The 12,168-nt window shown below is 66.6% G+C and carries 11 protein-coding genes and 2 pseudogenes; 10 read left to right on the forward strand and 3 right to left on the reverse strand.

The genetic code is table 11. The features are described 5' to 3' along the window. Positions 1–3: 3 nt before the first annotated feature. The 3 genes and pseudogenes from JYG32_RS37795 (at position 4) to JYG32_RS37805 (ending at position 3,023) form a co-directional block, all read left to right on the forward strand. Positions 4–1,477 (forward strand): annotated as a pseudogene (locus JYG32_RS37795) (catalase). Positions 1,478–2,091: 614 nt separating this feature from the next. Beyond that, complete coding sequence (gene parS / locus JYG32_RS37800) at positions 2,092–2,547, forward strand: type II RES/Xre toxin-antitoxin system antitoxin (RefSeq protein WP_174380706.1); 456 nt, start codon at positions 2,092–2,094, stop codon at positions 2,545–2,547. Beyond that, complete coding sequence (locus JYG32_RS37805; protein ID WP_213267798.1) at positions 2,544–3,023, forward strand: RES family NAD+ phosphorylase; 480 nt, start codon at positions 2,544–2,546, stop codon at positions 3,021–3,023. The genes parS and JYG32_RS37805 overlap by 4 nt, the downstream gene beginning before the upstream one ends. 37 nt (positions 3,024–3,060) lie before the next feature. Here the strand turns inward: JYG32_RS37805 and JYG32_RS37810 are convergent, their stop codons facing one another. The 3 genes and pseudogenes from JYG32_RS37810 to JYG32_RS37820 all read right to left on the reverse strand — a co-directional run bounded on the left by JYG32_RS37810 (position 3,061) and on the right by JYG32_RS37820 (position 4,817). Then, the gene (locus JYG32_RS37810; RefSeq protein WP_213268329.1) at positions 3,061–3,999 is read right to left on the reverse strand and encodes a site-specific integrase; all 939 of its coding nucleotides are present in this window, start codon (positions 3,997–3,999) and stop codon (positions 3,061–3,063) included. 87 nt (positions 4,000–4,086) lie between these two features. After that, positions 4,087–4,344 (reverse strand): annotated as a pseudogene (locus JYG32_RS37815) (DUF2165 family protein); the annotation flags it as partial. 41 nt (positions 4,345–4,385) lie between these two features. After that, positions 4,386–4,817 (reverse strand): solute carrier family 23 protein, encoded by a 432-nt coding sequence (locus JYG32_RS37820; RefSeq protein ID WP_249744920.1) that lies wholly within the window; start codon positions 4,815–4,817, stop codon positions 4,386–4,388. Between the two features lie 252 nt (positions 4,818–5,069). Between JYG32_RS37820 and JYG32_RS37825 the strand changes: the two genes are divergently transcribed. The 7 genes from JYG32_RS37825 to JYG32_RS37855 all read left to right on the forward strand — a co-directional run bounded on the left by JYG32_RS37825 (position 5,070) and on the right by JYG32_RS37855 (position 12,166). Next, positions 5,070–7,055, forward strand: coding sequence for a gamma-glutamyltransferase family protein (locus tag JYG32_RS37825; protein ID WP_213267800.1), 1,986 nt, complete (start codon positions 5,070–5,072; stop codon positions 7,053–7,055). 58 nt (positions 7,056–7,113) lie between these two features. Beyond that, complete coding sequence (locus JYG32_RS37830) at positions 7,114–7,503, forward strand: hypothetical protein (protein WP_249744921.1); 390 nt, start codon at positions 7,114–7,116, stop codon at positions 7,501–7,503. Positions 7,504–7,814: 311 nt separating this feature from the next. Then, complete coding sequence (locus JYG32_RS37835; protein ID WP_174380701.1) at positions 7,815–8,357, forward strand: hypothetical protein; 543 nt, start codon at positions 7,815–7,817, stop codon at positions 8,355–8,357. 378 nt (positions 8,358–8,735) lie between these two features. Then, the gene (locus tag JYG32_RS37840) at positions 8,736–9,506 is read left to right on the forward strand and encodes a hypothetical protein (RefSeq protein WP_213267801.1); all 771 of its coding nucleotides are present in this window, start codon (positions 8,736–8,738) and stop codon (positions 9,504–9,506) included. A gap of 196 nt (positions 9,507–9,702) precedes the next feature. Further along, entirely contained in the window at positions 9,703–10,239 is a 537-nt protein-coding gene (locus JYG32_RS37845) for a hypothetical protein (protein ID WP_213267802.1), read from the forward strand. Between the two features lie 78 nt (positions 10,240–10,317). Then, entirely contained in the window at positions 10,318–10,860 is a 543-nt protein-coding gene (locus tag JYG32_RS37850) for a CbrC family protein (protein ID WP_213267803.1), read from the forward strand. Between the two features lie 55 nt (positions 10,861–10,915). Continuing rightward, on the forward strand, positions 10,916–12,166 hold the full coding sequence (locus JYG32_RS37855; protein WP_213267804.1) for a metallophosphoesterase family protein: 1,251 nt from the start codon (positions 10,916–10,918) through the stop codon (positions 12,164–12,166). Positions 12,167–12,168 lie beyond the last annotated feature (2 nt).

Below are 12,168 nucleotides of genomic sequence, written 5' to 3' on the forward strand. Positions count from 1 at the left end.
ATCATGTCGGACCCATCGAACGATCGAAAGCTGGCCCATGCGAACGGCGCGCTGGTCAGCGACAACGTCAACATCCAGACGGCCGGCCCGCGCGGTCCCGCGCTGTTGCAGGACGTCTGGTTGATCGAGAAGCTTGCGCATTTCGATCGCGAAGTGATCCCGGAGCGGCGCATGCACGCGAAGGGTGCCGGTGCGCACGGCACGTTTGCCGTGACGCACGACGTCACGCGTTATACGAAGGCGAAGCTCTTCTCGGCAATCGGGAAACAGACGCCGATGTTCGCGCGCTTTTCGACCGTCGCCGGCGAGCGAGGCGCGGCGGATGCGGAGCGCGACATCCGCGGCTTCGCGCTGAAGTTCTATACCGAGGAAGGGAACTGGGACCTGGTCGGCAACAACACGCCGGTGTTCTTCTTCCGCGATCCGCTGCGCTTTCCCGATCTGAGCCATGCGATCAAGCGCGACCCGCGCACGGGGATGCGCAGCGCCGAATGCAACTGGGATTTCTGGTCGCTGCTGCCCGAGGCGTTGCATCAGGTGACGATCGTGATGAGCGAACGCGGCATTCCGCGTTCGTTCCGTCACATGCACGGTTTCGGCAGTCATACGTACAGCCTGCTCGATGCGGCGAACGAGCGCACCTGGGTGAAGTTCCACTTCCGCACGCAGCAGGGGATCGAGAACCTGACCGACGCGCAGGCCGAGGCGCTGATCGCGAAGGATCGCGAGACGCATCAGCGCGATCTCTTCGACAGCATCGAGCGCGGCGATTTTCCGCGCTGGACGCTGTGCATCCAGGTGATGACGGACGCGCAGGCGAAGGCGTTCCGCTTCAACCCGTTCGACCTGACCAAGGTATGGCCGAAGGCCGAGTTTCCGTTGATTCCGTTGATCGAGGTCGGCTACTTCGAGCTCGACCGCAATCCGGACAACTTCTTCGCCGAGATCGAGCAGGCGGCGTTCGCGCCCGCGAACGTCGTGCCGGGGATCGGCTACTCGCCGGACAGGATGCTGCAGGCGCGCCTGTTTTCCTACGGCGATGCGCAACGCTACCGTCTCGGGGTCAATTTCAATCACATTCCGGTGAACGCGCCGAAGTGTCCGTTCCACAGCTATCACTGCGACGGCGCGATGCGTACCGACGGCAATCTCGGCGGCACGCCAGTCGTACTGGCCCAACAGCAAGGGTGTGTGGACGGATCAGCTGCAATTGAACGAACCGCCGCTCGAACTCGACGGTGCTGCCGCGCATTGGGATCACCGCGTCGACGACGATCACTATCAGCAGCCGGGCGACCTGTTCCGGAAGATGAACGCCGGCCAGCGGCAGACGCTGTTCGACAATACCGCGCGACAGATTGCCGGGGTGTCGAAGGACATTCGACAGCGCCACATCAACAACCGCACGAAGGCCGATCCGGCTTATGGGGCTGGCATCGTGGCGGCATTTGCACGACTGGTTGCGGACGCGAAGTAACTGGACGGGCGATGCGGCACAGGTCGCATCGCCCGTCTGCAAGGTACCCGCGCATGGGAGCGTGGGTCGTTACGCTGCCGGATTTTCTACCCGATTCGAGTGTTTCGATGGCTTCCACGCTTTATGACATGGCCGACAGTCCAGGGAGTCGTGATCGGGTTGCAGCAGAAGTTTGGGCGCGCCCATACCGCATGAACGCCACGATCGACGCCCCCGGAGTCTGGCGATGTCGCTGGTGCAGTCCCGGGCGCGTCGACGCCTGGAGGCGGTGCCCTCGAAAGCGAAACAGGCGTAGCGACCACGCTCCGTCGAAGCGTGTTCGAGAACGCTTCGCGAGCACCGCCGCGGGCAGAAGCGACTTAAATCAGTAAAAGAGTTGTTACATGACAATCGCAAGAAGCTCTTTTGGACTTTATATACTGAATAATTGCATCGTCTCACCCGGGCGAATCTTCGATTCGCGACCACCGGAATCTGCTGCCAGACGGACGGGTCGCACCGCTGCCTCCTTTGCCGACTCCTTGGCGGACAAGCCACAGGCGTTTCCCAACCCCGCTCACGCAAGTCTCCGGCAAAACGCCTATAATGATTGGGCAAATTGCCGGAGAAAGGTCATGAGCACCATTGCTTTTCATCCTTCGGGCGTCGCGCATCCGCGTCAGGCCGAATTCACGATTCTCGAGCAGCTCCTGGCGATCCGTGTCCGATCGGGCGCTGATCTTGCCGAGCTGGCGAGCGCACGCGTCGACGTCTCGGTGATCGACCGGCTGTCGGAGCGCGGGCTGAAATCGGACGAGCTGGCCTTCATCATCCCGCGCCGCACGCTGAGTCATCGTCGCCAGGCGCACGAACGCCTGTCGCCGGAGGAATCCGACAAGGCGATCCGCCTCGCGCGCATCGTCGCGCAGGCGACGGCCACGTTCGGCGACCAGGACAAGGCGATGGCGTGGCTGCGCAACGGGCTCGAGCGCTTCGGCGGTCGCACGTCGCTCGACATGGCGAGCACCGAGCATGGCGCGCGGCTCGTCGAAGAGGTCCTCACGCAGATCGACGAGGGGTTCTTCGCTTGACGACGCTGTGGCGGATCAGCAATTACGCCGACCTGAAAGGCATCGGCGGGTTGCGCGCCGGCGGGCGCTGGCATTTTGCCGGGCAGCCCGTCGTGTATCTCGCCGAGCATCCGGCGCTCGCACTGCTCGAGACGCTCGTGCATTTCGAAATCGCTACCGTCGCGCAATTGCCGAGCGGATACCAGTTGCTTCGTATCGAGGTATCCGAATCGGTGGACGTCGCCGAAATCGCGGAAGGGGACGCGCCGGACGACTGGCGCACGAACGTCGACTGGACCCGCAGCGCCGGCACCGAGTGGCTGCACACGCAGCCGAGCGCGCTGCTGCGTGTCCCGAGCGTCGTCGTGCCGCACGCGCACAACTTCCTGCTGAATCCGTTGCATCCCGCCGCGTCCGAGGTCCGCGTCGCGGAAGTCATGCAATCGCCGTACGACACCCGGATTCTGCGGCTGATCGAGTCGAAGCCGGGCGAATAGGGAACAAAAAGGAATCGGGCTCGTGCCGTGCGCCGGATCAACGCTCGTGCGCGGCGCGATCCGCGGCCGCATCGGGCGGCAGCGTTTGCCGGATGCGCGTGACCGTTCGCGTACTGACGAGACCGAGCATGGCGCTGACATCGGCGTGCGCGTGGCCGGCGAGCAACTGGCGGCGCGCATACGTGTTGCGCAGCACGCGCGGGCTCATGTCCGCTGCGTGGAAACCGATCGAGGTCAGCGCGTCGCGCACCACGAGCAGCAGAAACATGTCGTTCATCGTGCCACCGCCGCGCGGCGCGGGAAACAGCAGCGCCGATGCCGGTGTATCTGCGGAGCGCGTACGCCATGCCGCGAGCGGTGCCAGCGCGAACGCGGCAAGTTCGATCCGGCGCGCCGGCCGCGCGCGATCGCGCGGCACGGACAGCGACGGCGGCAGCGCGTCGAGATCGGGTGCGTCATGCGTCGTCGCGCGAATCTCGGCGGACGTGATGCCGCTCGCGAGCAGCAGCGCGACGATCGCGCGATTCCGGCAATCGGCCGGCGTGTCGTCCGGTTGCGGTTGCACATGGCGCTGCAGCGCCGCGTCGGCGTCGAGCGGCAGGTAACACGGTTCGGGTTCGCCGGCCGGCCACGCGAGATGGCGCGTCGTCCGGCCGGCCGGATGAATCGTCCGCACGCCGGTGTCGACCAGATGCCGGCCCAGCCGGTCGATCAGCTTCGCGTAGCGCACGCGCGTCGATGTGCCGGGCGCGCAGGTGCGCTCGAGTTCCGCCAGGAAGGCCGCGACGTGGTCGGGCCCGAACGTGGCCAGCGACACGCGGTGCGCGATCAAATGGCGCAGGAACCGTTCGAACATCGCGACGTGCTGCACGACCGAGCGCGGCGCGAACGGCCGGCGGCCGGCGCCGGTTGCGGCGGTTTCCTGCCATGCGCGAAAGGCGCCGACGGGGTCGTGAATCCAGCGATTCGTATCCATCCACGATTTATAGCCGGACGCGATGACGCCGGCAATCGTCCCGATGTCCATCTCCATCCGGCCGCCTCGTGCGATGGAACCGGCGCGTCAGCGCGCGACACGCGTCTCGTCGACGCCGTCGTTGTGCATCGGCAGGTGAACGAGCACGAGCAGCAGCGTGATGAAGACGCGGAACGCATTCGGCATGCCGGTCCATTGCTTCGACATCCCCATCCCGAACCATTCGCCGCCGACCGACATGAACCCGGCCTGCCACGTGAGGAAGCCGACCGTCTGGTCGGTGATCGCATCCGACCTGGCTGCGCGGAACACCGCATCGTTGGCGCGTCGCGCGCGCAGTAGCCGGATTCTGCACATTCGGCGTCCACCGTTACTTGCCGTCGCCATTACGCGTCGCGCGAGGGTGCCTGCGCCGCAGGCATTCCCGCGCGCGTCTGTTCGCTGAACCGCGCGAGTGCGGCGAACGCCAGTTGCGTCGCGATGGCTGCGAGCGTGCCGGCCGCCATGCCGTTGCCGAGCACGATCTGCACGGGCGCGCCGAAATGGCGATACAGGTTCGGCACCACGATCGGTGCGAGGCCGACGACGAGCGCGGCCGCGAGCGTGTACTGGTTGGCGCGCGCATGCAGGTCGACGCTGGCGAGCAGCCGGATGCCCATCACGCCGATCATCGCGAACACGACCAGTGCGGTGGCGCCGACCACGGCGGCCGGAATCGCGTACGCGAGCCGCGGGAGCGTCGCGATGACGATGTTTCTCGAGTTCTTCTCCGACGCGATGGAGCACGGTTTCGTGCGCGACGGACGAGCGGCCGGCAAGCGCCGCCGGGCGGCAAGGTAACGACACCGGATCACGATACCGGCCGCGCACCCGCATTGCGCGCAGTGCAGCAAGCGAACCCGTATGCCGGTTCGTTGGCGTTGCACACGCAACGGTCACCCGCATTGCTTCATTTCCTTATTGCGGAAAAAAATTTGTTCATGGGACTATCGAACGCGTTGTCCGCGCACCGAGGGGGGCGCAGGCAGCGCGATGCCCATCGCAACGACCTAAAAGAACATCGACAGACAATGAACAGAACAGCGATTTTCCCGTATGCGTCCGCGTTGCTCGCGGCCGCCCTGTTGAGCGCATGCGGCGGCGACGTCGAGAACGAAGCGGGCCGCACGCCGACACCTTCGACCGACACGAGCTGCCTCGCGGTCGACAACAGCGGCGCGACGGTCGTGGTGGGCTCGAACCAGCCGGGCGATCCGTCGCTGCCGGAAGCGTCGTCGGGCTATCGCACCGGGATGAAGCCCGTCTACGCGAAGACCTACCTGGTGGCCACGTCGAATGCTTACGCGAGCGCGGCCGGCTGCGCGGTGCTGAAGAAAGGCGGCACGGCCGCCGACGCGGCGGTCGCCGTGCAGGCCGTGCTCGGCCTGACGGTGCCCGAGGCGACGGGCCTCGGGTCGGGCGGCGTGCTGCTCTACTACGATGCGCGCGGCAAGACGCTGCAGGCGTACGACGGCCGGGAAACCGCGCCGGCCGCCGCAACGGAGAACTATCTGCGCTACGTCGACGACACGACCGACCATTCGGCGCCGCTGCCGAACGCGCGCGCCAGCGGCCGCTCGATCGGCACGATCGGTGTGCCGCGGCTCATCGAGGCGCTGCAGCAGGATCACGGCCGGTTGCCGTGGCAGAACCTGTTCGGCGATGCGATCACGCTCGCGACCAACGGCTTCCCGATCGGCGGCCGGCTCGCCGACGCGATCGCGGCGAACGCAGCGAACCTGAAGCGCGACCCCGACGCCGCCGCGTATTTCCTGAATGCCGACGGCTCGCCGAAGACGCTCGGCACCGTGCTGAAGAACCCCGCGTACGCGCATACGCTGACGCTGATGGCGCAGTCGGGTGCGAATGCGCTGTACACGGGGCAGATTGCGCAGGACATCGTCGCGAAGATCGCGACGACGAAGGGCGCGGACGGTTCGACGCTCACTCCGGGCAAGACGACCGTCGCGGATCTGGCCGCTTATCAGGCGAAGCGCCGCGAACCCGTATGCACGACCTATCGCAGCTACTGGGTGTGCGGGATGCCGCCGCCGTCGTCGGGCGGTATCGCGGTCGCGTCGGCGCTCGGCATTCTCGAGAACTTCGACCTGAGGCCGCTGAAGCCGACGGCGATCGATCTCGAAGGTGGCAAGCCGACCGTCGCGGGCGTGCACCTCGTCACCGAGGCCGAACGGCTCGCGTATGCCGACCGCGACAAGTACGTGGCCGATACGGATTTCGTGCCGCTGCCGGGCGGCACGTGGGACACGCTGCTGAACAAGCCGTACCTGAAATCGCGCGCGGCACTGATCGACACGACCAAGAGCATGGGCACCGCGCAGCCCGGCAATCTCGGCGCCGTGCCGCTCGGTGTCGACACGACGCTGATCGAGCACGGCACGAACCAGTTCACGATCGTCGACGGCGACGGTAACGTGCTGAGCGCGACGACGACGGTCGAGTCGAGCATGGGCTCGTTCCACATGACCAACGGCTTCCTGCTGAACAACCAGTTGACCGACTTTTCCGCGAACCCGGTCGACAGCGCCGGCAATCCGGTGGCCAACCGCCTGCAGCCGGGCAAGCGGCCGCGCAGCTCGATGGCGCCGACGATCGTGTTCGGGCAGGCCGCTGACGGTTCGCGCGGCGCTTTCGTGATGGCGACCGGTTCGCCGGGCGGCGGTACGATTCCGCAATATGTGGTCAAGACGCTGGTCGGTGCGCTCGACTGGGGGCTCGATGCGCAGCAGTCCGCGGGGCTCGTCGATTTCGGCGCGAGCAACAGCCCGACGACCACGATCGGCGGCGAGCATCCGAACGTCAATGCGGCCAACAACGGTGCGAACGATCCGCTGATCACGGGGCTGCTCGCGCTTGGGCACAAGGTGTCGACCGCCGCGCAGGCGAGCGGTGTCAACACCGTGATGCGCGTGACGGTCGGCCAGTCGCCCGCGTTGCAGGGCGGCACCGATCCGCGTCGCGAAGGCGTCGTGCTCGGCGATACGTTCCGGCCGTAACCGGGCGGAACGCGCACGGCCCCGATCTGCCTGTATCTGCCAACAGGCGATCGGGGCCGTGTTTCTTGAAGAGGTTGCAATGACGAATGCGCACCTGCTTGAACTGGACGCAATTCTGTCGGCGCCGGGTTTTTTCGATTTCCTCGGCGATGTCGATTGCGACAGCGCGCTGGACAGGCGCGACGCCGAGCCGTTCGATGCGCAGTGGATGGCGGCATTCGACGCAATCGACGGCGATCCGGGTACTGCGATCGACAGGCCGGCAGTGGACGCATTGCGGGAAAAGGCGTTCAAACTGGCCTTCAGTGCATCGGGCAACGCGGGCGTGGCGGCGTGCGTGTCCGACGATATCGACCTGATCGCGAGGAGCCGGTTGTCGGGCCGCACCGACGGCTGGCCGACACGCATACTTTGGGATGCTTATAAAAACGGCCGGTTTCCCTGCTAGCCGTTTCGCGTGCGTGGTTTACCGATGCGTGGCGATCGGGCGAATCATGATCGCGGGGTGACCCGCGCCGCACGCCACCGGGTTCGCGCCTGCACGCCGGCGAGTACGCCGCCCGTTCCGCCGGAACCCCGATTGTCAAACAGTGTGAGTCAATCGTCAGCATTTGCAACGGAAGTAACAGTCCCTGCAAATCAATCGTTTTGCCCGTCGACGCCGCTACATTAGCTCCACCTGCCGCACTTCGCGGTGAGGCATGCGACAAGCCGCACGAAGGCGGCCCGCAGCAACAACGTCTTTTGGGGAGAATGACCATGAACAAGATTCGTACGATTCTGCTGGGTGCCGCACTGACGGCGATGGCGACGTCGGCTGCTTTCGCACAGACGGCCCAGACCGGCGCAGAGGGTTCCGCAGGCGTCGGCGCACAGGTCCAGACGCCGCTGCTCGGCGGCGGCGTGGGCGTGCAGGCTGGCGCCGGCGCGAATGCGGCAGGCTCGGGTTCGGGCGCAGGCAACCTCGTCGGCGGCGCGCTGAATGGCGTCGGCAAGACGGTCGGCGGCGTCGGCGCGGCAGCCGGCAATGCGGTGGGCGGCGCGACCCAGGCGGTGGGTTCGGCAGCCGGCACGGCGAAGGATGCCGCGGCATCGGCCGTACACTCGACGAAGTCGCACGTGAAGCACGTCGCAGGCACGGCGAAGAGCCACGCGCAAGGCGCGGTGTCGACGGCAGGCGACGTCGCGGGCGGCGCGAAGGCGAAGGCCGGCGAAGCGCTCGAAGGCGCGACGAACTCGGTGCAGGGCGGTGCATCGGTCGGCTTGAAGGGTTCGGCGTCGGCGCAAGGCGGCGCGCTGTAAGCAGCACGCAACCCGTCACGGCCCGGCCCGCTTCGATGCGGGCCGGGCCGTTTTTTTATCGGCGCGCGTAGCGCGTCGTTCGACGGTCCTCGAAATACAGTGATGCGTCGGTGTTCGTCGCGAATCCGACGACGCGATGCGCGCGGCCGCGCTGCCGGATGCCCCGGGCACGAGTCCGCGACAGGTGACGTGCGCAGCCCCTGCCCATTGCCCGTTCGCCATGCTTAAATAGCGGGGCTCCCGGTTGCCGGGCCGCCGCGATGGCAGCGCCGGCCGACGCGGGCAAGCATGTCCGATCGACATCGTGACGACAGACGACACCAAAATGCCGTTCCGGCCAGACCGGCGCGGTCCGATAACATTCCGAGGCATCACGTCATGACCATCCTGTTCCGTCTTTTTGCGCTCGCCTGCGCGCTGTGGCTGGCCGCCTGTGCAGCGCCGCCCCCGCCGTCCCCCAGTACCGCCGCGTCCGCCGCCGCACCGGACGCCAGCGAACGCCGCGGGCTCGGTACCGCGTGGGGCGAGCCGGTGCGATCCGAAACCCGCAATGTCGAATTCGAACGCGCGGATCCGGCGAAGCCGACGGATCTCGCGTCGGTCTACTACAACGACGCGCTGCCCGGACATCCTCCCGCATCCCAGGTGCGCCGGCTGCCGACCCGCGTCGCGCTTGCGAACGGCGACATCGCCCTGTCGTTTACGGACGAGAAGGGCGTGCCGCTGCGCCTTGCGCGCAGCAACGGCCGCTGGCACATGGCGGGCGTCGAGGGTTCGCGCTACATGATCGTGCTGCGCAACCAGGGGCGCCGCACGTTCGAAGTCGTGTCGACCGTCGACGGGCTCGACGTGCTGTCGGGGCGGCCGGGCAGTTATACGAACGGCGGTTACGTGCTGTATCCGGGCCGCACGCTGACGATCGAGGGCTTCCGCAAGAGCCGCGACGAAGTCGCCGCGTTCCGCTTCGCGGCGGTGCCCGACAGCTATGTCGCGAACTCGAAGTACGGCGATGCCGCGAACGTCGGCGTGATCGGCGTCGCGTTGTTCGCGAAGAAGGAGAACGACGAGGAAGCGCTGCGCCGCAACGCGAATCCGTTTCCCGGCAACGACAACGGCTTTGCGCCGCCGCCCGTGCCGCGCGGCGAGTAATGGCACACGGCGGATCGGCCGCGTTCGTCGCGACGAACGATGCCCGCGGCCCGATCCGGAAACGGTATCGCCCGGGTGGCATGCCGGCGCATACGACGAACCCCACGACGATCCCGCGCGATCCATGCGAATACGAAACACCCGGACGATATCGATTGCGTCGAGGGCCGCGGCGCTGGCGCTGTCGGTTTCCAGCGTGTCGGTTGCATGTGCCGAAACGCTGGCACCCGAATCGGTGCGTCTCGCCAACGGCCATGCGATCGAATGGGCGCGCCCGAGGTTGCTCGATGTCGACGCAACTGGCAAAAGGACCTCCGCGCTGAGCGTGCCGGCCGCGCTTCGGCGCGCACTGGCCGATGCATCGAGCGTCGCATTTCCATCGAACCGTTCGCAGCGGATCGACGGTAACGACTATGTGCTGGTCGTCGTCAACCGTTCGTCGAACAGCCGTCCGACCGGATATTGCGGTGCGGGCGAAGAAGGGGCGTTGTACGTGCTGGAACTGCGCGGCGCCCGTGCGGTGCCGCGTTTTTCGCTGCCGGTTCAAAGCTGTCTCGACTCCGTTTCGCTCGAAACCGACGGCGGCGCACAATCGCCGTATCTGGCGATCGCGTGGCGCGACGCACCGGCCGGCATCGACATCCGGTGGGAGTATCTCGCGCACGGCGGCGCAACGCATCGCGTCTATCGTTTCGTGAACGGCACGTTTGCCGAGGTCGAGGTTCCGCGGTAACACGGTCGCGCCACGGCACAATGGCCGTTCGAATTCGCATCGCGTGCTTCCCCTCCATCCGGATCGACGGAGAACCCCATGTCGTTACCCGCTTTCAGGTACCATCCCGACCCGCTGGCAACCGGCAGCGTGATCCGGTCGGACGCGCGCTGCGTATGCTGCGGCGACGCGCGCGGCTACGTCTACGCCGGCCCCGTGTATGCGGTCGACGAGTACGAGCAGTGCATCTGCCCGTGGTGCGTCGCCGACGGTTCGGCGCATGCGCGGTTCGATGCAAGCTTTACCGACACGTACGGTATCGGCGGCGGCGAATGGGACGCGGTGCCCGAAGCAGTCGTCGACGAGATCGCGTATCGCACGCCGGGCTTTCAGGGCTGGCAGCAGGAACGGTGGTGGACCCATTGCGGCGATGGCGCGCAGTTCATCGGCCGCGCGGGCGCCGACGAACTGAACGCGCATGGCCCGCAGGCCGTCGCGTCGATCCGGGCGTCGGCCGGGCTCGACGAGGGCGCCGACTGGGCCCGTTTTTTCGCTGCGCTCGACAAGGACGGCTCGCCGACTGCTTATGTGTTTCGCTGCATCCGTTGCGGCGAGCTCGGCGGCTACCAGGATTGCGATTGATGGCCAGGCCTGCGCGAGCGGCGTCGCCCCTTCGTCATGAAACAGAGGAATCTTCGTGAAGTTCATCCACGCGGCAGACATTCACCTTGACAGCCCGTTGCACGGCCTGAGCGCGTATCCCGACGCACCGGCCGCGCAGTTGCGCAACGCGTCGCGCGAGGCGCTGCGGCAACTCGTGGATCGCGCGATCGAAGAGGAAGTCGCGTTCCTCGTGATCGCCGGCGACCTGTATGACGGCGACTGGAAGGATCACAACACCGGCATCTTCTTCGGCCAGCAGATGGGGCGCCTGCGCAAGGCCGGCATCCGCGCGTTCGTCCTCGGCGGCAACCACGATGCCGAAAGCGAGATGACGAAGAAGCTGACGCTGCCCGACAACGTCACCGTGTTCGGCCACCGCAAGCCGGAAACCCACAAGCTGCCGGAATTCGACGTCGCGCTGCACGGGCAGAGCTTCAAGGACAAGGCCGTCGTCGACAATCTCGCGATCGGTTATCCGGACCCGGTGCCCGGGTACTACAACATCGGCGTGCTGCACACGGCCCTCGAAGGTTATGCGGCGCACGCGAACTATGCGCCGTGCACGCTGGCCGAACTGCACGCAAAAGGCTACGACTACTGGGCGCTCGGCCACGTGCACGAATTCCAGCAATGGACGGGGCCGTCCACCGTCGTGTTTCCCGGCAACCTGCAGGGGCGCCATATCCGCGAGACGGGCCGTCGCGGCGCGGTGCTCGTGACGGTCGAGCAAGGCCGCACACAGGTCGAGCGCCTGTATCTCGACGTGTTGCGCTGGGAAGCCGTGCCGGTCGACGCATCCGATTGCTTCACGGTCGCCGACCTGTCGAGAAAGATCGGCCAGTCGCTGGAGGCGCTGCTGACCGTCGACGGTCACGTGCCGCGCGCGGTGCGCGTGACGGTCACGGGGCGCACACCCGCGCATGGGCTCTTTTTCGGTCGCGCGCCGCAGTTGCGCGCGGAGGTGCTGAACCAGATCGGCATCATCGGCAACGAGCGGCTTTGGCTGGAGAAGGTCAGGCTCGCGACGTCCGCCGCCGATCATCAGCAGGGCGAGAGCGAGCAACTTGAAGCGCTGGAGGATCTGAAGCAGATCCTGGCCGAAGCCGCGCACGATCCGGATTTCCTCGCGCTGCTCGAACGCGACCTGAAGCCGTTCGTCGGCAAGGTGCGCAGCGATGTGAAGGAGGAAGTGCCGTTGCTGACGATGGCGCGCGCGGGCGAGCTCACGGCGCTGGTCGAGCAGGTCGGTCCTGCGCTGCTCGCGCGGCTGGCAAGGGGGGAGTAAAC

The sequence above is a fragment of the Burkholderia pyrrocinia genome, assembly GCF_018417535.1.
Taxonomy (GTDB): Bacteria; Pseudomonadota; Gammaproteobacteria; order Burkholderiales; family Burkholderiaceae; genus Burkholderia; species Burkholderia pyrrocinia_E.

Bases quoted from the DNA above. Each gene is read 5' to 3' on its own strand.
- parS (WP_174380706.1), top strand. From the start codon at position 2,092: ATGAGCACCATTGCTTTTCATCCTTCGGGCGTCGCGCATCCGCGTCAG.
- JYG32_RS37810 (WP_213268329.1), bottom strand. From the start codon at position 3,999: ATGGATACGAATCGCTGGATTCACGACCCCGTCGGCGCCTTTCGCGCA.
- JYG32_RS37825 (WP_213267800.1), top strand. From the start codon at position 5,070: ATGAACAGAACAGCGATTTTCCCGTATGCGTCCGCGTTGCTCGCGGCC.
- JYG32_RS37835 (WP_174380701.1), top strand. From the start codon at position 7,815: ATGAACAAGATTCGTACGATTCTGCTGGGTGCCGCACTGACGGCGATG.
- JYG32_RS37840 (WP_213267801.1), top strand. From the start codon at position 8,736: ATGACCATCCTGTTCCGTCTTTTTGCGCTCGCCTGCGCGCTGTGGCTG.
- JYG32_RS37850 (WP_213267803.1), top strand. From the start codon at position 10,318: ATGTCGTTACCCGCTTTCAGGTACCATCCCGACCCGCTGGCAACCGGC.